Source organism: Micromonospora sp. NPDC049049, assembly GCF_040649115.1.
Lineage (GTDB): Bacteria > Actinomycetota > Actinomycetes > Mycobacteriales > Micromonosporaceae > Micromonospora.
In genome coordinates this window covers 142,111-162,723 of sequence record NZ_JBEZEX010000010.1, presented here as the reverse complement: position 1 = coordinate 162,723, position 20,613 = coordinate 142,111, and the positions used below count along the sequence as shown (strand labels likewise).

The 20,613-nt window shown below is 70.4% G+C and carries 16 protein-coding genes and 2 tRNA genes; 15 read left to right on the top strand and 3 right to left on the bottom strand.

Features of this window, described 5'->3' with window-relative positions:
- Positions 1 to 53 precede the first annotated feature (53 nt).
- The 9 genes from AB0B68_RS13445 (at position 54) to AB0B68_RS13405 (ending at position 12,556) form a co-directional block, all read left to right on the top strand.
- Positions 54 to 662, top strand: a complete 609-nt coding sequence (locus AB0B68_RS13445) for an EboA domain-containing protein (RefSeq protein ID WP_357205787.1) — start codon at positions 54 to 56, stop codon at positions 660 to 662.
- Positions 663 to 1,520: a TatD family hydrolase gene (locus tag AB0B68_RS13440; RefSeq protein WP_355009791.1), complete on the top strand. Its 858-nt coding sequence runs from the start codon at positions 663 to 665 to the stop codon at positions 1,518 to 1,520.
- Positions 1,520 to 2,719, top strand: a complete 1,200-nt coding sequence (gene eboE, locus AB0B68_RS13435; RefSeq protein WP_357260077.1) for a metabolite traffic protein EboE — start codon at positions 1,520 to 1,522, stop codon at positions 2,717 to 2,719. Before AB0B68_RS13440 ends, eboE begins: the two co-directional genes overlap by 1 nt.
- Entirely contained in the window at positions 2,716 to 4,131 is a 1,416-nt protein-coding gene (locus AB0B68_RS13430; RefSeq protein WP_355009789.1) for a nucleotide pyrophosphatase/phosphodiesterase family protein, read from the top strand. Before eboE ends, AB0B68_RS13430 begins: the two co-directional genes overlap by 4 nt.
- A complete protein-coding gene (locus AB0B68_RS13425) occupies positions 4,128 to 5,195 on the top strand; it encodes a polyprenyl synthetase family protein (RefSeq protein WP_357205780.1) in 1,068 nt (355 codons plus the stop codon). Before AB0B68_RS13430 ends, AB0B68_RS13425 begins: the two co-directional genes overlap by 4 nt.
- Before the next feature lie 219 nt (positions 5,196 to 5,414).
- Positions 5,415 to 8,273 (top strand): PQQ-dependent sugar dehydrogenase, encoded by a 2,859-nt coding sequence (locus tag AB0B68_RS13420; protein WP_357260074.1) that lies wholly within the window; start codon positions 5,415 to 5,417, stop codon positions 8,271 to 8,273.
- A gap of 75 nt (positions 8,274 to 8,348) precedes the next feature.
- The gene (locus tag AB0B68_RS13415) at positions 8,349 to 10,463 is read left to right on the top strand and encodes a ThuA domain-containing protein (protein ID WP_357205777.1); all 2,115 of its coding nucleotides are present in this window, start codon (positions 8,349 to 8,351) and stop codon (positions 10,461 to 10,463) included.
- A gap of 370 nt (positions 10,464 to 10,833) precedes the next feature.
- On the top strand, positions 10,834 to 11,337 hold the full coding sequence (locus tag AB0B68_RS13410; protein WP_357260071.1) for an ATP-binding protein: 504 nt from the start codon (positions 10,834 to 10,836) through the stop codon (positions 11,335 to 11,337).
- A 211-nt stretch (positions 11,338 to 11,548) separates the two neighbouring features.
- Entirely contained in the window at positions 11,549 to 12,556 is a 1,008-nt protein-coding gene (locus tag AB0B68_RS13405; protein WP_355009784.1) for a sugar phosphate isomerase/epimerase family protein, read from the top strand.
- A gap of 64 nt (positions 12,557 to 12,620) precedes the next feature.
- Here the strand turns inward: AB0B68_RS13405 and AB0B68_RS13400 are convergent, their stop codons facing one another.
- Positions 12,621 to 13,025: a hypothetical protein gene (locus AB0B68_RS13400; RefSeq protein ID WP_269682837.1), complete on the bottom strand. Its 405-nt coding sequence runs from the start codon at positions 13,023 to 13,025 to the stop codon at positions 12,621 to 12,623.
- Between the two features lie 294 nt (positions 13,026 to 13,319).
- On the opposite strand from AB0B68_RS13400, the gene AB0B68_RS13395 reads away from it, so the two are divergent.
- The 4 genes from AB0B68_RS13395 (at position 13,320) to AB0B68_RS13380 (ending at position 17,121) form a co-directional block, all read left to right on the top strand.
- Positions 13,320 to 13,392: transfer RNA gene (locus tag AB0B68_RS13395), tRNA-Asn, on the top strand.
- A 184-nt stretch (positions 13,393 to 13,576) separates the two neighbouring features.
- Positions 13,577 to 15,694, top strand: coding sequence for an MMPL family transporter (locus tag AB0B68_RS13390; protein ID WP_357260068.1), 2,118 nt, complete (start codon positions 13,577 to 13,579; stop codon positions 15,692 to 15,694).
- Entirely contained in the window at positions 15,684 to 16,922 is a 1,239-nt protein-coding gene (locus tag AB0B68_RS13385; protein ID WP_357260064.1) for an FAD-dependent oxidoreductase, read from the top strand. Before AB0B68_RS13390 ends, AB0B68_RS13385 begins: the two co-directional genes overlap by 11 nt.
- 122 nt (positions 16,923 to 17,044) lie before the next feature.
- Positions 17,045 to 17,121: transfer RNA gene (locus AB0B68_RS13380), tRNA-Ile, on the top strand.
- A gap of 115 nt (positions 17,122 to 17,236) precedes the next feature.
- Here AB0B68_RS13380 and AB0B68_RS13375 read toward each other — a convergent pair.
- Positions 17,237 to 17,836 carry a TetR/AcrR family transcriptional regulator gene (locus AB0B68_RS13375; RefSeq protein WP_357196120.1) on the bottom strand — a complete coding sequence of 200 codons (600 nt, stop codon included), beginning with the start codon at positions 17,834 to 17,836 and terminating at the stop codon, positions 17,237 to 17,239.
- A gap of 94 nt (positions 17,837 to 17,930) precedes the next feature.
- Here AB0B68_RS13375 and AB0B68_RS13370 point away from each other — a divergent pair, with 94 nt between their 5' ends.
- On the top strand, positions 17,931 to 18,677 hold the full coding sequence (locus tag AB0B68_RS13370) for an SDR family oxidoreductase (RefSeq protein WP_357260061.1): 747 nt from the start codon (positions 17,931 to 17,933) through the stop codon (positions 18,675 to 18,677).
- 258 nt (positions 18,678 to 18,935) lie between these two features.
- On the opposite strand, the gene AB0B68_RS13365 is transcribed toward AB0B68_RS13370, so the two are convergent.
- Complete coding sequence (locus AB0B68_RS13365) at positions 18,936 to 19,280, bottom strand: hypothetical protein (RefSeq protein ID WP_357196114.1); 345 nt, start codon at positions 19,278 to 19,280, stop codon at positions 18,936 to 18,938.
- Positions 19,281 to 19,888: 608 nt separating this feature from the next.
- Between AB0B68_RS13365 and AB0B68_RS13360 the strand changes: the two genes are divergently transcribed.
- Complete coding sequence (locus AB0B68_RS13360; protein WP_357260058.1) at positions 19,889 to 20,563, top strand: uridylate kinase; 675 nt, start codon at positions 19,889 to 19,891, stop codon at positions 20,561 to 20,563.
- The last annotated feature ends 50 nt before the right edge of the window (positions 20,564 to 20,613 follow it).

Here is a 20,613-nt window from a genome sequence, read left to right as displayed (position 1 = left end):
GCAGAGCAAAGGGTGGCGAGGCACCGGGGAGCAGCACAAGGGGAGGAGACGGGATGACACCGGATTCACTACGGGCCGCGCTGGGAGGCGTACCCGATCCCGACTGGCTGGACACGGCGCTGCGCCGGGTCACCACCGAGCCCACCGCGATCACCAGGCTCTTTCCCGCCGTCGGCCGACGCTGCGGGCGGGCCGCGCTGCCCGAAGCCCCCGGCTGGACCGCCGACGACGCGGCCCGGGTGCTGCTGCTCACCAGCCTGCCCGGCGAGCACGCGGCGTACGCCGAGCGCCTCTACCAGCACGGTGACGCGGCCGAACGACGAGCGGTGCTGCGTGCCCTGCCGCTGCTGCCGATCGGCGCCGACGCGGTGCCGTTGCTGCACGACGCGATCCGGACCAACGACACCCGGTTGGTCGCCGCCGCGCTCGGCCCGTACGCCCGGCACCTCGACCAGGCCGCCTGGCGGCAGGCGGTGCTCAAGTGCGTGTTCAGCGGCGTCCCCCTGGCCGGGGTGGCCGACCTGGACTCCCGGGCCGACAGCGAGCTGACCGCCATGCTCGCCGCGCTGGCCGCAGAACGACACGCCGCCGGCCGTGACCTGCCCGCCGACGCCACCGACCTGCTCGACCGGCTCACCGCCGCACTGCCCCGGGAGGCGTGAATGCGCATCTTCGACCCCCACATCCACATGACCTCACGCACCACCGACGACTACGAACGGATGGCCGCCGCCGGGGTGCGCGCGGTGGTGGAGCCGGCGTTCTGGCTGGGTCAGCCGCGCACCAGCGCCGCCTCGTTCACCGACTACTTCGACTCGCTGATCGGCTGGGAGCCGTTCCGGGCCGGGCAGTTCGGGGTGCGGCACTTCGCCACCATCGCGCTGAACCCCAAGGAGGCCAACGACCCGCGCTGCCGGCCGGTCCTCGACCTGCTGCCCCGCTACCTGGACAAGGACGCGGTGGTGGCGGTCGGCGAGATCGGGTACGACTCGATGACGCCCGAGGAGGACGAGGCGTTCGCGGCGCAGCTCGCCCTCGCGGTGGCGTACGAACTACCGGCGCTGGTGCACACCCCGCACCGGGACAAGGCGCGCGGCTGTGAGCGGACCCTCGCCGTCGTCGCCGAGTCCGGCATCGACGCGGGTCGGGTGGTCGTCGACCACCTCAACGAGGTGACAGTGAAGCTGGTCCGCGACAGCGGCTGCTGGCTGGGTTTCTCCATCTACCCGGACACCAAGATGACGCCGCAGCGGATGGTGGAGTTGCTGCGGGAGTACGGCACGGAACGGATGCTGGTCAACTCGGCAGCCGACTGGGGGCGCTCCGATCCGCTGCTGACCCGAGCCACCGGCGAGGCGATGCTCGCGGCCGGCTTCAGCGACGACGACGTCGACAAGGTGCTGTGGCGAAACCCGGTGGAGTTCTACGGGCAGTCGGGGCGGCTCGACCTCAGCGACCTGGACGCCGCCGCCGCCGTGGACCCGCAGACCGGCAACTCGATCCTGCGCGGCGGCAGCTGATGCGGCTGCGACATGCCGGCGGCGAGACCGTCCACCTGGGCTACTGCACCAACGTGCACCCGGCCGAGGACCTCGCCGGGATCCTCGGTCAACTGGACACCTACGCGGTGCCGGTCCGCGAGGCGCTCGGCAGCGACCTGCTCGGGCTCGGCCTGTGGCTGGCCGCCCCGGTCGCCGCCGAGCTGGCCGCCGACCAGACGCTACGCCGCCGGTTGCGCACCGAGCTGGACGCGCGCGGCCTGGAGGTGGTCACCCTCAACGGCTTCCCGTACGCGGCCTTCCAGGCCCCGGTGGTCAAGCAGGACGTGTACCACCCGGACTGGACCACCGAGCAGCGCCTGACCTACACCCTCGACATGGCCCGGGTCCTCGCCGACCTGTTGCCCGACGACGCCGCCCGGGGTTCGATCTCCACGCTGCCGCTGGCCTGGCGTCAACCGTGGGACACCGGCCGGGCCGACGCGGCCCGACGCCGCCTGGACCAGCTCGCCACCGGCCTGGCCGACGTGCAACGCGACACCGGCCGTGAGGTGCGTGTCGCCTTCGAGCCCGAGCCCGGCTGTGTGGTGGAGAGCACCGGTCAGGCGGTCGCGCTGCTGTCCGGGATGGACACCGACCGGCTGGGTGTCTGCGTGGACCTCGCCCACCTGGCCTGCGCCTGGGAAGAGCCGACCGAGGCGCTGCACCGACTGCGGGCGGCCGGACTGCCGGTGGTGAAGGTGCAGGTCTCGGCCGCTGTCGAGGCCGCCGACCCGGCCCGTGACGCCGAGGCGTTGCGCCGCTGGGTGGAGCCGCGCTTCCTGCACCAGACCCGGGGCACCGGTTGCGCCGGTCTGGCCGACCCGGCCGAGCCGACGTACGCGGCCGACGACCTGGACGAGGCATTGGAGCGGGCGCTGCCCGGGCCGTGGCGGGTGCACTACCACGTGCCGCTGCACGCCCCACCCGAGGAGCCGCTCGGCTCGACAGTGCCGGTGCTTCGTGCGGCCCTGAGAGCGCTCTTCGACGGCCCGACCGCCGGCTGTGACCACCTCGACGTCGAGACGTACACCTGGGGGGTGCTGCCGGCTGCACGACGGCCCGGCACCGACGCGGAGCTGGCCGCCGGCATCGCCGCGGAGCTGGCCTTCGCCCGGGACGAACTGGTCGGCCTCGGCCTGACCACAGACCGAACCGTGAGCATGGGAGTGACGCGATGAGCAGGCGACTGGTGGTCCTCGACGTGGTGGGGTTGACACCCCGACTACTGGCCCACATGCCTCGACTGCGCGGGGTGGCAGACGGCGGCTTCCGGGCCGAGCTGGGCACTGTGCTGCCCGCCGTGACCTGCTCGGTGCAGTCCACCTTCCTCACCGGCGAGCAGCCCAGCGGGCACGGGATCGTCGGCAACGGGTGGTATTTCCGGGAGCTGGGCGAGGTGCTGCTGTGGCGGCAGCACAACGCGCTGGTCGGCGGGGACAAGCTCTGGCAGGCCGCCCGTCGGGCCGAACCCGGCTACACGGTGGCCAACGTCTGCTGGTGGTACGCCATGGGCGCCGACGTCAACTGGACGGTGACGCCACGCCCGGTCTACTACGCCGACGGGCGCAAGGAACCGGACTGCTACACCGACCCGCCGGAGCTGCACGACGCGCTCACCGGGCGGCTGGGCACCTTCCCGCTCTTCACCTACTGGGGGCCGACCGCCGCCCTGCCGTCGTCGAAGTGGATCTGCCAGGCCGCCGAGCAGATCCTTGCCGACGTGTCACCCGACCTGACCCTGGTCTACGTCCCGCACCTGGACTACGACCTGCAACGCTTCGGTCCCTCGTCGGCCCAGGCCGCCGCGGCGGCAGCCGAGCTGGACGCGGTGCTCGGCCCGCTCCTGGACGCCGCCCGGGCCCGGGACGCCACAGTGGTGGTGCTGTCCGAGTACGGCATCACCGACGTTTCCCGGCCGGTGGACGTCAACCGGTTGCTGCGCGCGGAGGGCCTGTTGCGGGTGCACACCCAGGCGGGCATGGAGTACCTCGACCCGTGGACGTCGAAGGCGTTCGCTGTCGCCGACCACCAGATCGCGCACGTCTACGTCAAGGATCCGGCCGACGTGCCGGCGGTGGCGAAGCTCTGCGCCGGCCTGCCCGGGGTCGCCGAGGTGCTCGACGCCGAGGGCAAGGCCGCACACGGGCTCGACCACCCGCGCGCCGGTGAGCTGGTGCTGGTGGCCGAGCCGGACGCCTGGTTCACCTACTACTACTGGTTGGACGACGCCAACGCACCGGACTTCGCCCGACTCGTGGAGATCCACCGCAAGCCCGGTTACGACCCGGCGGAGCTGTTCTTCGACCCGGCGAACCCCGGTGCCGCGAAGGCTCGCGCCGGGGTCGCCCTGGCCCGCAAGAAGCTCGGCATGCGGTACCTGATGAGCGCTGTCGGCCTGGACGCCGGTGCGCAGGCGGTTCGCGGCTCGCACGGGCGGCTGCCGGCCGACCCGGCGGATGGCCCGGTGCTGCTCTGCTCGGACCCGACCGCGGCCCGGGACAAGATCGCGGCGACCGAGGTCAAGGCGCTGCTGCTGGAGCTCGCCGGATTAGGCGTTGACGGCGCGAGCGGCTCGGGGGAGCGGACATGACGGTCACCGTCGCGCCCACCGACGCCAGCGAACTGCGGGCACGCTTCGACGCGGAGCTGGCCGGGTTTCTCAGCCGACAGGGCCCGGACTGGCCGGACGGGGCGCCGCGGGGCGTGTTCACCGCGCTGCAACGGTTCGTGCTGGCCGGTGGCAAGCGGTTACGACCGCTCTTCTGCTACTGGGGTTGGCGCGGCGCGGGGGCTGCCGACGGCACCCCGATCGTGGTGGCCGCGGCGGCCCTGGAGCTGTTCCACGCTTTCGCGCTGATCCACGACGACATCCTGGACGGCAGCGACCGCCGCCGGGGTGAGCCGTCGGTGCACCGGCTCTTCGCCGACCTGCACGCCCGCTCGTCGTGGCGCGGTGACCCCGAGGCGTACGGCCGCAACACCGCGCTGCTCTGCGGGGACCTCTGCGCGGCCTGGTCGGATCAGATGTTCCACGAGTGCGGGCTGAGCACCGAGCAGGTGCACCGGGGGTACGGCGTGTTCGCGCTGATGCGTACCGAGGTGATCGCGGGGGAGTACCTGGACCTGGTGTCGGGGGTGGGCGACGGCTCGGTGGCCAGCGCGCTCACCGTGATCCGGATGAAGGCTGCCCGGTACACGGTCACCCGGCCGTTGCAGATCGGTGCGGCCCTGGCCGGCGCGGGGCCGGAGCTGATCGCCGCGTTGGGCGAGTTCGGTGACCCGCTGGGTGACGCGTTCCAGCTCCGCGACGATGTCCTTGGCGTGTTCGGCGACCCGGCGGTGACCGGCAAGTCGGTCCTGGACGACCTGCGTGAGGGCAAGCCCACGGTCATGATGGCGCTGGCCCGCAGCGCCGCCGACCGGCCCCAGACCGTCCGGTTGCGGGAGCTGTTCGGTAACCCGGCGTTGGACGCCGAGGGCGCGGCGGAGCTGCGCGACATCATCGAGGCAACCGGCGCGCGGGAGCGGATCGAGCAGATGATCCGGGTTCGGACCGAGGCCGCGCTCGCCGCGCTGCAGAACGCCGTGGTGGCCGACGAGGCCCGCGCGGCCCTGGTTGCGCTGGCCGGGCAGGCCATCGACCGACGCGCCTGACCGGCGACTTTCGATCAAATCGACAAAAGTTGATGCTGAACCGCCGGAAGGTATGGACACATCGACACGTGCGACTTAGTGTCGTGACCAACACGAAGATGTTTCGTCGAGGTGAACCGGCGGCGCGGTAACCCATCGACCCCCCCACCACCGCTACGGCATCCGGCGCGACGGCGCGCGCCCGGCCTGGCAGTCACACGTCAGGAAGGGACAGCACAGATGTCAATGAAGGACGCTCCCCGACAACGGTCCCGACGATGGTTCTCCACCGGATCCGCGCTGCTGCTGGCGGTCGCCGCCGGCACTGTCACCTTCGCCGCCGGCTCGGCCCCCGCCCAGGCACACACGATCGTCGCCAGCGACTTCCAGCAGGTCGAGTTGGCTCGCGGCGTGACCGACATGGGTGAGCCGATGTCCCTGGCGGTGCTGCCGGACCGCTCGGTCCTGCACACCGCCCGCAACGGCACCCTGCGCCGCACCGACGCCAACGGCACCACCTCCGTGATCGGCACCGTCTCGGTCTACACGCACGACGAGGAGGGGTTGCAGGGCGTCGGGGTCGACCCGGGCTTCGCCAGCAACCGCTACATCTACCTCTACTACGCCCCGCCGCTCTCCACCCCCGGCGGCGACGCACCGGCCACCGGCACCGACTTCTCGGCCTTCGACGGCGTCAACCGGCTCTCCCGGTTCACCCTCAACTCGGACTTCACGCTCAACCAGTCCAGCAAGGTCGACGTGCTCGACGTCCCGGCCAGCCGGGGCGTGTGCTGCCACGTCGGTGGTGACATCGACTTCGACGCCGCCGGCAACCTCTACCTGTCCACCGGCGACGACACGAACCCGTTCGAGTCGTCCGGCTACTCGCCGCTGGACGAGCGGACCAACCGCAACCCCGCGTACGACGCGCAGCGCAGCGCCGGCAACACCAACGACCTGCGCGGCAAGATCCTGCGGATCAAGGTGAACGCCAACGGCACGTACTCCGTCCCGTCAGGCAACCTGTTCGCCCCCGGCACCGCCAGGACCCGGCCGGAGATCTACGCGATGGGGTTCCGCAACCCGTTCCGGATCAGCGTGGACAAGGCCACCGGTGTGGTCTACGTCGGTGACTACGGGCCGGACGCCGGCTCCACCAGCTCCACCCGCGGGCCGTCCGGCCAGGTGGAGTTCAACCGGGTCGCGGCACCGGGCAACTACGGCTGGCCGTACTGCACCGGCACCAACACCAGCACCGAGACGTACAACGAGTTCGACTTCGCGACCAGCGCCAGCGGCGCGAAGTACAACTGCGCCGGCGGGCCGACCAACAACTCGTTCCGCAACACCGGCCTGACCACCCTGCCGCCGGCCCAGCCGGCCTGGATCCGGTACGCCGGTGACGCCGGCACCCCGACCGAGTTCGGCGGCGGCTCCGAGTCGCCGATGGGCGGCCCGGTCTACCGGTACAACGCCTCGTCGACCTCCACCACCAAGTTTCCGCAGTCGTTCGACGGGCAGTTCTTCGCCACCGAGTTCGGCCGGGGCTGGATCAAGCCGATCCACGTCAACTCCGACGGCTCCCGGGGCACCATCGACACCTTCCCCTGGGTCGGCAAGCAGGTGATGGACTCGGCGTTCGGCCCGGACGGCGCCTACTACGTCCTCGACTACGGCACCGGTTACTTCAACGGTGACGCCAACTCCGCGCTCTACCGCTTCGACTACGTCGGCGGCGGCAACCGGGCGCCCACCGCGAAGGCCAGCGCCAACCGCACCTCCGGTGCGGCCCCGCTCGCGGTGACGTTCTCCTCGGCCGGCTCGTCCGACCCCGAGGGTGGCACGTTGACCTACGCCTGGGCGTTCGGTGACGGCACCACCTCGACCGCCGCGAACCCGACGAAGACCTACAGCGCCAACGGCACCTACACCGCCACGCTGACCGTGCGGGACCCGCAGGGCGCCACCGGCAGCAGCAGCGTGCAGATCAGCGTCGGCAACACCGCGCCCACCGTCACGATCAACAACCCGGGCAACGGTCAGCTGTTCGGCTTCGGGGACACGGTGCCGTACAGCATCACGGTGACCGACCCGGAGGACGGCACCATCGACTGCACGAAGGTCAAGATGACCTACGTGCTCGGCCACGACCAGCACGGGCACCAGATCACCTCGAAGACCGGCTGCTCCGGCTCGATCACGATCCCGGTCGACGGTGAGCACGACGACGCGGCGAACATCTTCGCGATCTTCGACGCCGAGTACACCGACGCCGGTGGGCTGACCACGCACACCCAGCACACGTTGCCGCCGCGGCACCGCCAGGCCGAGTTCTACGGCACCTCGTCGGGGATCAACGTGTTCAGCAAGACCCCGGCCGAGGGTGGCAAGACCGTCGGCGACATCAACAACGGCGACTGGATCGCGTTCCAGCCGTACCGGCTGGGCAACGTGACCTCGTTCAACGCCCGGGTCTCCTCGGCGGGCGCCGGCGGCACCCTCCAGGTCCGGGCCGGCTCGGCCACCGGCACCGTGCTCGGCTCGGCCACGGTCCCGGTGACCGGCGGCTGGGAAACCTTCACCACTGTCACCGGGACGATCAGCAACCCGCCGACCGGCACGACCACGCTCTACCTGACCTTCGCCGGGTCGGGCACCGGGGCGCTCTACGACCTGGACGCCTTCACCTTCGTGACCGGGACGCCCCCGGCCGGTGGGGCCGGGCCGATCAAGGGTCTGGCTGGCAAGTGCCTGGACGTGCGCAACGCCGCCACCGCCGACGGCACGCAGATCCAGATCTACACCTGCAACGGCAGCGCGGCGCAGACCTGGGCCGTGACGCCGAACTCGACGATCAAGTCGTTGGGCAAGTGCCTGGACGTCGCGGGTGCCGCCACCGCCGACGGCACCAAGATCCAGCTCTACACCTGCAACGGGACCGCCGCGCAGAACTGGGTGGCCCAGGCCGACGGCACGTTGCGTAGCCCGGCGTCCGGCAAGTGCCTCGACGTCTCCGGCAACAGCTCCGCCGACAGCACCGCGGTCCACCTCTGGACCTGCGTCAGCGGTGCCGCCAACCAAAAGTGGATCCTGCCCTGAGCTGACAGGTGGGGGCCCCTCGGCACGCCTAGTGTGAGGCGAGGGGCCCCTCCTAACCGCAGTTAGGAGAGCGATATGCGCAGACGTATGCGACCCGTCCTCGGTGCGGCAATGGCCGCACTCGCCGTCATCGCCTGCACCACCCCAGCCACCCCGGCCAGCGCCGCCGACGCCCCGTACGACGTGCTGGTCTTCTCCAAGACCGCCGGTTTCCGGCACGACGCGATCCCGGTCGGCATCCAGACCATCCGCGACCTGGGCGCGGCGAACAACTTCACGGTCACCGCGACCGAGGACGCCGCCGCGTTCACCACGAGCAACCTCAACCAGTACGAGGCTGTCGTCTTCCTCAACACCACCGGCGACGTGCTCAACGCCAGCCAGCAAACCGCCTTCGAGTCGTACATCGGCTCGGGCCGCGGATACGTGGGTGTGCACGCCGCAGCCGACACCGAGTACGACTGGCCGTTCTACGGCAACCTCGTCGGGGCGTGGTTCGCCTCGCACCCCGCGATCCAGCAGGCCAACATGAAGGTGGAGGACCGGGGCCACGCGGCAACCGCGCACCTGCCGCAGACCTGGACCCGCACCGACGAGTGGTACAACTACCGCACCAACGCCCGGTCGAGCGCCCACGTGCTGGCCACCCTCGACGAGTCGTCGTACTCCGGCGGCGGAATGGGCGCCGACCACCCGCTGAGCTGGTGCAAGAGCTACAGCGGCGGCCGGTCCTTCTACACCGGCGCGGGGCACACCCAGGCGTCGTACGCGGAGTCGGGGTTCCGGAACCACCTGCTCGGCGGCATCCGGTACGCCTCCGGTCGGAGCAAGGCCGACTGCCGGCCCGAGACCGGCTACACCCCGCTGTTCAACGGCTCGACGGCCGGTTGGTCACAGGCCGGCCCGGGCAGCTTCACCAACACTGACGCCACCCTGACCTCGGTCGGCGGCATGGGGCTGTACTGGTACAACGCGAAGCAGTTCACCAACTACTCGCTGAAGATGGACTGGAAGCTGGCCGGTGACGACAACTCCGGCATCTTCATCGGGTTCCCTCCGTCGAGTGACCCGTGGTCGGCGGTCGACAACGGGTACGAGATCCAGATCGACGCCACCGACGCGACCGACCGCACCACCGGCGCGGTCTACACGTTCAAGTCCGCCGACATCGCCGCCCGCGACGCGGCGTTGAACGCGGCGGGGGAGTGGAACACGTACGAGCTGCTGGTCGAAGGCGAGCGGCTGCAGATCTTCCTCAACGGGGTGAAGATCAACGACTTCACCAACACCAACCCGGTACGGTCGCTGGCCGGTCACATCGGTATCCAGAACCACGGCACCGGTGACGACGCCTCCTTCCGCAACATCCGGATCAAGGAGCTGGGCGGCACCCCGCCGCCGACCGGGAACACCACGATCCAGGCCGAGGCGTTCAGCTCGGCCAACGGGGTCTCCGCGTTCACCAAGGCGGGCGCCAACGGCGGGCAGACCCTCGGCTACATCGAGCCGGGTGACTGGGCCGCGTACAACGGGGTCAACCTGGCCGGGGTCACCTCGTTCACGGCGCGGGTCGTCTCCGGCGGCGCGGGTGGCGCCATCCAGGTGCGCACCGGTTCGGCCACCGGCCCGGTGCTCGGCACTGTCGCGGTGCCGAACACCGGCAGCTGGAGCACCTACGCCAACGTCTCCGCGGCGCTGTCCAACGTCCCGTCCAGCACCCAGAACCTCTACCTCACCTTCACCGGTAGCGGCACGGGGCTCTTCGACCTGGACGACTTCACCCTGGTCAAGGGCGGAGGTGGCACGAACGGGGTGGGCCCGATCAAGGGTCTGGCCGGCAAGTGCCTGGACGTGCGCAACGGTGGCACCGCCGACGGCACCCAGATCCAGCTCTACACCTGCAACGGCAGCGCCTCGCAGACCTGGACCGTGACGCCGAACTCGACGATCAAGGCGCTCGGCAAGTGCCTGGACGTCAACGGCAGCGGCACCGCCGACGGCACCAAGATCCAGCTCTGGACCTGCAACGGCAGCGGCGCACAGAACTGGGCTGCCGCGTCCGACGGCACGCTGCGCAACCCGTCGTCGGGCAAGTGCCTGGACGTCTCCGGCAACAACTCCGCCGACAGCACCGCAGTGCACCTCTGGACCTGCCTCAACGCAGCCAACCAGAAGTGGACCCTGCCCTGACCGACTGACCCCGAAGGGGCCGCGGCTCACGTCGTCGGCCCCTCCGGGCCGGCCGGCGTGCCCGGCCGACGTGCCCGGTTGGCGTCCCCCGTCAGCCAGTTGCGTCGGCAAAGGGCGACGAGCGGTGTCTTCAACGAGCGTGATGCCTCTGAGTCATCCTGATGACACAGAGGCATCACGCTCGCACCGATTCGTCCGCCGGTTGCCATCCCGCCAGCCCGCCGTTTACGCGGGGGTGCGCGGGGTTGTTGGGGAGGCCGGAGCCCCGGTGCAGGGCTGGTCCCCGCACCGCTGCCGGCGCACTCGGATGCAGGCACATTGCGTGGATGCCGCCGACCGGCTCACAGGTGGCTGCCGTACCTTGACCTGCATGGGGTTGTTCGCGCAGTGGCGCGGGACGGTGCTGGCGCGAGGCCATCAGCTGCTCGGTGCGCTGGGTCGGGCCGACGAGCCCGACGACCCGTCCGAGCCGGCGCCCAGCCTGAACCGCCTCGACGCGCTGGTGGAGGGCTTCACCGCCGGTCAACCGGTGCGGTGGACCATGGCAGGGCAACCCCGCCCGCTACCCGGCCCGGTCGACGTCGTGGCGTACCGGATCATCGAGGAAGCGCTGACCAACGCCTGCCGGCACGCGCCGGGCGCCCCGGTCGGGGTCCGCCTGCGCTACGACGCCGCGGGCATCAGCATCGAGGTCCGCGACGAGGGCGCCGGTCCCGCTCCGTCCGGCGGCGGCACCCAGGGCGCCGGTCGGGGTCTGCTCGGGGTACGCAGGCGCGCCGAGCGGCTCGGCGGCACGTTCTCCGCCGGCCCGCGTGCCGGTGGTGGCTTCACCGTACGGGCTGTCCTGCCCGCGCCCGAGGAAATGATCGGATGATCGGCCGACTGCGGGGCTTCCCCGATGGGGCACTGCGGAAATAGGGTGGGGGTCGGCGACCGTGCTGGTGGCCGGTGACCCGGTGGGAGGCGCAACCCGCCGGGCTCAGGTGTGCTCCGCACCCACCGGTGACCGTTCGGGTGCCACGCACGTCCGGTCACCCTCGCCCCGGTCCGCACAGGAATCCCCATCACATCAGGGGAGAAGGACAATGGCGCGACCCATCACGCTCTTCACCGGCCAGTGGGCCGATCTTCCGTTCGAGGAGGTCTGCCGGCTCGCCTCCGAGTGGGGCTACGACGGTCTGGAGATCGCCTGCTGGGGCGACCACTTCGAGGTCGACAAGGCGCTCGCCGACGACTCGTACGTCGAGCGCAAGAAGGAAACCCTCGCGAAGCACAACCTTGAGGTCTTCACGATCTCCAACCACCTGGTCGGTCAGGCGGTCTGCGACCACCCGATCGACGAGCGGCACCAGGACATCCTGCCCGGCCGCATCTGGGGCGACGGGGAGCCCGAAGGGGTTCGCCAGCGGGCCGCCGAGGAGATCAAGGACACCGCGCGGGCGGCGGCGAAGCTCGGAGTGAAGACCGTCGTCGGCTTCACCGGTTCGTCGATCTGGCACACCCTCGCGATGTTCCCGCCGGTGCCGCCGTCGATGATCGAGCGCGGCTACCAGGACTTCGCCGACCGGTGGAACCCCATCCTCGACGTGTTCGACGAGGTGGGAGTGCGGTTCGCGCACGAGGTGCACCCCAGTGAGATCGCGTACGACTACTGGACGACGAAGCGGACGCTGGAGGCGATCGGCAACCGGCCCGCGTTCGGTCTGAACTGGGACCCGTCGCACTTCGTGTGGCAGGAGCTGGACCCGGTGAACTTCATCTTCGACTTCGCCGACCGGATCTACCACGTGGACTGCAAGGACGCGAAGGTGCGTACCGGCGATGGCCGGCGTGGCCGGCTCGCCTCGCACCTGCCCTGGGCCGACCTGCGGCGCGGGTGGGACTTCGTCTCCACCGGCCACGGCGACGTGCCCTGGGAGGACTGCTTCCGCGCGTTGAACGCGATCGGCTACACCGGCCCGATCTCGGTCGAGTGGGAAGACGCCGGAATGGACCGGCTGGTCGGCGCTCCGGAGGCGTTGCAGTTCGTCCGCCGGCTCGCCTTCGACGCACCGAGCGCCGCCTTCGACGCGGCGTTCAGCAGCAAGGACTGACCGCGCGTCGGACAGACCACGGGCCGGTCGCCTTGCGGCGACCGGCCCGTCGACGTGCGATTGGTCAGAGCGTGCTGGCGTTCGTGCCCGAGCCGGACGGCTTGGTGCGGGGGTTCGTGGACGACGGCGACCCGGAGGTCGTGCCGACCGTGCTGGTGCCCGCCTTGGCGCCCACAGTGGCGGGCGTGCCGGCGAACGCGTCGTCGGCGGCGGTCAGCTCCTGCTTGCCGGTGCTGCCGTTGCCGTTGCCCAGCTTCTCGCCCAGTTTGGTCTGGCCGAGCTTGTCCTTGCCCTCGCTGTAGAGCTTGTTGGCCTGGGCCTGCGCCACCCCGGCCGCCTCCTGGACGGTCGGGTGGTCGAGCACCTTGCGGCCCCGGACCACGAGCTCTTCGTACTTCTCCCGGCCGGCACGGGCGCCCAGGACGAATCCCGCAGCCAGCCCGCCAAGAAACATGATCTTTCCGCGCATGGCGGCTCCTTCCGTACCTGACGCGCCGTCGCCCCGGCGAGTTGCCCCGTCGGAAGGCGACCTGTTCGCGCCTGCGTCCTCTGTCCGCAGCTAACTACCCATCCTGCTCCCCGCTCAAGCATGGTTGTGCCGGGATGGCGATTTACCCTGTTTGTCAATGCGTCGCGGACCCTGACCTGCGCCTCTTGATCAACCGGTGCCGGGGTGGAACCCGCTGGACCGCCACCGGGGAAAGTCCTGTACTCTTGTCCCGTCGCACGGCGTCGGCGAGATCCGATGTCAGGCGGTGCACGATCCCCTGTAGCTCAATTGGCAGAGCAGCCGGCTGTTAACCGGCAGGTTATTGGTTCGAGTCCAATCGGGGGAGCTTCTCCACCCAGCGCCCGTCGGCCCCAAGCCGACGGGCGTTCTTCATGCCCGCCTCACCACCACAACTCCTTGATCGACGCTGACGGTATGCCGGATTCACACCGTCTTGATGGGTTTGGGCGGCAGGATGGGCGATGGTGGCCGCGCTCAGAGCGCGTCGAACCTTGGGGTGTGAGGGGCGGATGTCCGGACGAGGCGGCAGGGCCACGCTGATCGCGGTGGCGGTCGTGCTGGCCTGGTTGGTGATCGGCGGCGTGTCCGGCCCGTACGCGGGACGCCTCAGCGAGGTCGCCACCAACGACAACGCCGCCTTCCTGCCCACCGACGCCGAGGCGACCCGAGCCCAGGACCTCGCCAGCGAGTTCGTCGACAGGCAGACCATCCCGGCTCTGGTCGTCTACGAGCGGCCCACCGGGATCACCGACGCGGACCGGCAACGGGTGAGCGCCGACGCCGCCCGGTTCGCCCAGATCCCCGGAGTGGTCACCCCACTGCCCCCGCCCATCAAGAGCGACGACGGCCAGGCACTCCAGGTCGTCGTACCGGTGGACGACGCCGAGGGCGAGGAGATCGGCACCGTCGTCGAGCAACTGCGCGACATCACCGGCGGTGACCGGGACGGCCTCACCGTGGACGTCTCCGGCCCGGCCGGTCTGCTCGCCGACCTGATCGAGGTCTTCTCCGCCATCGACGGACCACTGCTGCTGGTCACCCTGGTCGTGGTGCTTGTCATCCTGCTGGTCGTCTACCGCAGCCCGGTCCTGTGGATCTTCCCGCTGCTCGCCGCCGGGATGTCGTACGCCCTCGCCTCGGTCTTCGTCTACCTGCTCGCCGACGCGGACGTGGTCAAGCTCAACGGGCAGGCCCAGGGCATCCTCACAGTGCTGGTCTTCGGCGCCGGCACCGACTACGCGCTGCTGCTGATCGCCCGCTACCGGGAGGAACTGCACCGGCACGAGCGCCCATGGGACGCCATGAAGGCCGCCTGGAAGGGCGCCGCTCCGGCCATCATCGCGTCCGGCGGCACCGTCATCGTCAGCCTGCTCTGCCTGCTGCTGTCCAGCCTCAACTCCAACCGGGCGCTCGGACCGGTCGCCGCCATCGGCATCGCCGCCACCCTGCTGGTGATGCTCACCTTCCTACCCGCGCTGCTGGTGCTCGGCGGACGGTGGGCGTTCTGGCCCCGACGACCCCGAGCCGACCAGGCCGACCCTCGGGCCGAACACGGCATCTGGAGCCGCGTCGCCGGCTTCGTCGCCCGGCACGCCCGCCCGATCTGGCTGAGCACCGCCGTCGTGCTGGCCCTGCTGACCCTCGGCCTCACCCAGCTCGGCGCCACCACCCTCGGCCAGTCCGACCTGTTCACCCAGCGCACCGACTCCGTCGACGGTCAGGAGGTGATCTCCCGGCACTACCCGGCCGGCACCGGCAGCCCGGCCACCATCTTCACCACCGAGCAGACCGCCCGACAGGTCGCCCAGGTGGCGAAGGACGTGCCCGGGGTCGCCGACGTCCGCCCCCTCACCGCCGGCCCGCAGACCGGCCCACCCCAGGAGAACGCCGCCCCGAAGGTCGTCGACGGGCGGGTGCAACTGGAGGCGACCCTGGCCGACCCACCAGACAGCGACGGCGCCGAGCGGACCATCCGCGAGCTGCGGGTGGCCGTACACCAGGTGCCCGGCGCGGACGCGGTCGTCGGCGGCTTCACCGCGATCAACGTGGACACCTCGGACGCCGCGAAGCGCGACCAGAACGTCATCATCCCGGTGGTGCTGGTGGTCATCGCTGTCATCCTGGCCCTGCTGCTGCGCGCGCTGCTCGCCCCGCTGCTGCTGATCGCCACTGTGCTGCTCAGCTTCGCGGCGACCCTCGGCCTCTGCGCGCTGCTGTTCCGCGACGTCTTCGATTTCCCCGGCGTGGACTCGTCGTTCCCGCTGTTCGCGTTCGTCTTCCTGGTCGCGCTCGGCATCGACTACAACATCTTCCTGATGAGCCGCGTCCGCGAAGAGTCGGTCAAGCGCGGCACCCGCGCCGGAGTGCTCGCCGGCCTCGCCGTCACCGGCGGGGTGATCACCTCCGCCGGCATCGTGCTCGCCGCGACGTTCTCCGCCCTCGCCGTCCTGCCACTCGTGGTGCTCGTCGAGTTGGGTACGGCGGTCGCGATCGGGGTACTGATCGACACCATCATCGTCCGGTCGCTGCTGGTGCCCGCACTCGCGTACGACATCGGGCCGAAGATCTGGTGGCCGGGCCGGTTGTCCCGGGCGAACGGTGAGCGGGAGGCGCGCGGTGCTGGCTGAAACCGATGTGGTCATCGTCGGCGGCGGCCTGGCCGGCCTCGCCGCCGCCCGCCGGCTGCACCGCGCCGGCGTGCCCTGGCGGCTGGTGGAGGCCGAGGGTCGGCTCGGCGGCCGGGTCGCCACCGACGTCGTCGACGGTCACCTCATCGACCGGGGCTTCCAGGTGCTCAACACCGCCTACCCCCGGCTCGGCACACTGCTCGACACCGACCAGCTCAACCTCGGCTACTTCACCTCCGGTGTGCTGGTCCGCAAGGGCGAGAAGCTGCTGCGGCTGGTCAACCCGCTGCGCGAGCCGACCGGTGGGCCCGGCACCGCGCTCGCCGGGGTCGGCTCCCTGCTCGACCGGCTGCGCTTCGCCGCCCTCGCCACCGGCTGCGCCACCCTCCCCGCGTCCCGGCTGCTCGACGCGCCGGAAACCAGCACCGAGACCGCGCTGCGCCGCGCCGGCCTCTCCGACGCCATCATCGAGGAGCTGCTGCGGCCGTTCCTGTCCGGTGTGTTCATCGACCGGGAACTCTCCACCTCCAGCCACGTGCTGGCGATGGTGCTGCGTTCCTTCGCCCGCGGCCGGATCGGCCTGCCCGCCGAAGGAATGGCCGCGCTGCCCCGGGCCATCGCCGCGCCACTGCCCGCCGACCTGCTCGACCTGAACACCCCGGTCGCGGAGGTCACCCCGGGCCGGGTCCGCACCCAGGCCGGCGAGATCCACTGCCGGGCCGTCGTGGTCGCCGTCGACCCGCCCGCCGCGGCCGCGCTGCTGCCGGCCCTGGCGACGGTACGCATGCACAGCTACACCACCTACTACCACAGCGCACCTGAGCCGCCGCTCACCGAGCCCATCCTGCTCGTCGACGGCGACCGACGCGAACTCGTCGCCAACACCGTGGTGCTCAGCAACGCCGCCACGACGTACGCGCCCACCGGGCGGCACCTCATCGCCACCTCGGTGGTCGGCCCGACGGCCCCACCCGAGCCGACCATCCGGGCCGAGTTGACCCGGTTGTACGGCCGCTCCACCGCCGACTGGACCCACCTCACCACAGTGGCCATTCCCGAGGCGCTACCCGCCGCGCCACCGCCGCAGGGACGGCTGCGCAAGCCGGTGGCGCTGGGGGAGGGCCTTTTCGTGGCCGGTGACCACCAGGACAGCCCATCGATCCAAGGTGCTCTCACCAGCGGCTGGCGCGCCGCCGGAGCTGTACTGGATGAGCTGCGCGCCGGCTGACGGTCGTACCCGAGCACGCTGTTATATTCCTGTTGCCCATCGTGCTGGCGCAGGCGTGGGCACCGGCCGGCTTCATGCTGGCTGCTGATCGCCGAGCGGGATAAGATCCGGCGCGGTGTTTCGGGGCGGTAGCTCAGCCGGTTAGAGCAGGGGACTCATAATCCCTCGGTCGCGGGTTCGAGCCCCGCCCGCCCCACCAGCCGTTTTGCTGGTCAGCCATGCTGCCTATGACCCGGACGGAACGCGTCGAGGTCCGGGCCGAGGCCCTCAGTCCGCGCTGAATCCGCAGCAGCACGGCCCGCCGCCCGGTCGGTTCAGCCGTCGTGGGGATCCGGTAGGAGTTGATTGGCGAGTGATCGTGCTGTGGCGGTGAGTGTCGCCGTGTCCATGCCGGTCCGGCTCATGAACAGCAGGCCTTGTTGCGCGGCCAGGAGTGCGCGCGCCAGTGCGATCGGATCCGCCTCCGCGGGTAGGTCGCCCTCGCGTTGGGCGCGGGCCACGCAGTCGCCGATCAGCGCGGTGGACGTCTCGTACGTGCGGTGGGCGTGATCGAGGACTTCGGGGTCGGCGTTGCCGAGTTCCAAGGTGCTGTTGGCCATCAGGCAGCCACGCCGTTCGCCGGCGCCGGTCGGGTCGCCGATCGGTGGCTCAAGGATCGTGCGTAGTGCGACCACGGCCCGCGGAGCTTCGGTGAGGGCTTTGCGCAGGTGGTAGTGGTTGTCGTCGGTGTAGCTGCGCAGCGCCCGGAGGAAAAGCCGGCGCTTGTCGCCGAACGCTGCGTACAGGCTGCCTTTGCCCAGCCCGCTGACCCGCATCAGGTCCTCCAGCGAGGTCGCGGCGTAACCGGCGTTCCAGAACTGATCACGGACGGCGTGGAGTACCTGCTTCTCGTCGAACCCTCGCGGACGTGCCATGCGATCCAGGATACGGATCCTTGACCGCCCGGTCCACAATCCTTATGGTGGACCGGTCAGTCAATAACTCGTCATACGCGGGAAGTGGGCAGCAGTGGGAAAGCTGGACAACAAGGTGGCGATCGTGACCGGCGGATCGCGGGGGATCGGCACCGCGATCGCGCTGGCGCTGGCCGACGAGGGAGCCGACGTCGCAATCAGCTACGTGGCCGCGGAGGATCGGGCCAAGGCCGTGGTCTCCGACCTGGAGGCGAAGGGAGTGCGCGCGGCAGCGTTCCGGGCCGACCAGACGGACGTGACGCAGGCGACCGGCCTGATCCACCAGGTGGTCGAGCAGTTCGGAAAGCTCGACATCTTGGTCAACAACGTGGGAATCGGTGGTGGTGGCCGCATCGACGAGGTCGATCCCGATGAGGCCGCCATCGAGCGCCAGCTCACCGCCAACTACAGGAGCCCGGCGGCCGCGATCCGGGAGGCGTTGCCGCTGCTGCCAGATGACGGGCGGATCATCAGCATCAGCTCGGGTGTGGGAATGCGGGCCGGGTTCCCCGGGATGGCGTACTACACGGCGACGAAGTCGGCCATCGAGGGCTTCAGCCGGGGCGTGGCCCGCGATCTGGCGGGCCGGGGTGTCACGGTCAACGTCATCCAGTCCGGATTCGTCGACACCGACGCCAACCCGGCTGACGGCCCGGCCGCAGCCATGTTCCTTCCGACGACGTCGATGGGGCGCTACGGCAGGGGGGAGGAGATCGCCGCGGGCGTCGTCTTCCTGGCCAGCCCGGAGGCCTCCTACGTCACCGGCGCAGTACTCCGGATCGACGGCGGATACGGCGCCTAGTTCGAACTCCAACCTGTGGCCGGGTGATATCGACCCCCGGCCGATCACGACGACGGCCCTCGGTCGAGGCAGGTCGTGTAGGAGCTTTGCTGCACCCGTCCGATGCTGGCGGGCGACGGGACCACCGGCACCTGCGCAGGCGCCGGTGGTCTCGGACCGGCACCGAACAGAGGTTGCCGTTGAAGCCGACACCTGGGAAGCCGGCATCAACGTCCCGGGCAACCAGATGTCCGCAGACGACAAGCGGCGGGCGGTGTGTCAGGACCAGCGGAACATCCGCACTGGCAGGAGTACGAGAACGACTGTCGCAGCGACGGCCAGCAGAATGCGCACCGTGCGAAGACCTCGCCACCATGGAATGACCCAGAGCAGCAACCACATGACGCCTGAGATGAGCACATGTAAGCCGGCCACCCCGAGGATGGTCTCCTCGCACATGTTGTCTGCTATGGCCTCCTTGCACAGCGCCGGTGGACCGTTGCGGTCCCCGAGGCTTCCCAACACCCCGGCGAGGCAGGCCAACACTGGAGCGGCTATCAGGGTGAACAGCGGCGTCACCAACCACCCGGCCAGATCACGATGCCGGTCCACTAGCCGTCCCACTGGCAGAACGCTACAGCCGGACATCGGCACTTTTCAAGCTGACGATTCGGGCCCCGCGCCAACGGCAGGACGGCCGTCGGAGGTGGCACAACGTCGGCGTCTTCCTCACCGAGGTGGACCGTGATTTTGCTTGTGGGCGCCGCCATCCCGGCGTCGATGATGTTTGCGAATGGTCCATCCGTTGCCACCGGGTTGATAGGCGTACTTCTTCTCACCGAGGATGGTGCGTCAGGGCTGCTTCAGATCGTTGGTGCGGCAGTCATCGTCGGCCTGTTGCTGGTACCCGCGTCGTCCCGCCGGTGGTTTCACGACTTGCCGGCGGAGGGGTAGCGCCGGCCAGACGTTTGGTCCCTGAGCGGTGTCGTAGCCGCCTGTTACGGTGCCCCTCAGTTGGCCGGTCAGAGCAACCCACATGGGACAGCGCGGCTACGGGGGGCGGGCACTGGTAGGTCCCCGGAGTGATCCCGGGACTGAATATGGGACACCGCGACCCGCCCCCGCCACGCATACCACGAGCCCGGAGTAGAAGACCCTACGTGATGTGACCGACTTCGATGGGACGCAGATCCGGCCCGACCGGCGAGCGGTGACGTGAGGAGGGGCAGGACATGGTTCACGGCACCCGCGACGAGCTGCTCGACCGCTTGGCTGAGGCGGTTGGCGCCGTCACGGTCGCCCACCCGACGCGGGTTGCGATCGACGGGCCGCCGGCCGCAGGCAAGACCACCCTCGCCGACGAGTTGGCCGTCGTCCTGCGCGCACAGGGCCGCGAGGTCATCCGCGCCACGATCGACGACTTCCTCTTTCCTCGGGCGCAGCGCTATCCGCGCGGCGAGTACTCAGCCGTTGGCTGCTACCACGACACCCACGACTATCGGGCGCTGAAGCGGGTTCTACTCGACCCGCTGGGGCCGGGCGGAGATCGACGCTTCCAACCCGCGGTCTACGACGGCGCGACGGATGCCGTGCTGTCCCCGCCGGTCGTGACTGCCCCGGCCGACGCCGTGCTCGTCTTCGACGGCGTCTTCCTGCTGCGCCCGGAACTGGTCGACCGGTGGGAGCTGCGCGTCTTCGTGTCGACGGCACTGGAGAAGACCGTGGACCGTGCCGTGGTCCGGGAGCGCCGGGTGTCGACCCGGGCCGACGTCGAACGGCGCTGGCGGGAGCGTTACATCCCCTCCCAGCACCTCTACCTCGCTACGGCCCAGCCGACCCAGCACGCCGACATCGTCGTGCACAACGACGAGCCCCAGCGGCCGGTCTGGGAGACGCGGACGCGCTGACCGCACTCATCCTGACTCCGGGCAGGCCGGTCGAGCGCACGGTAGGCAGC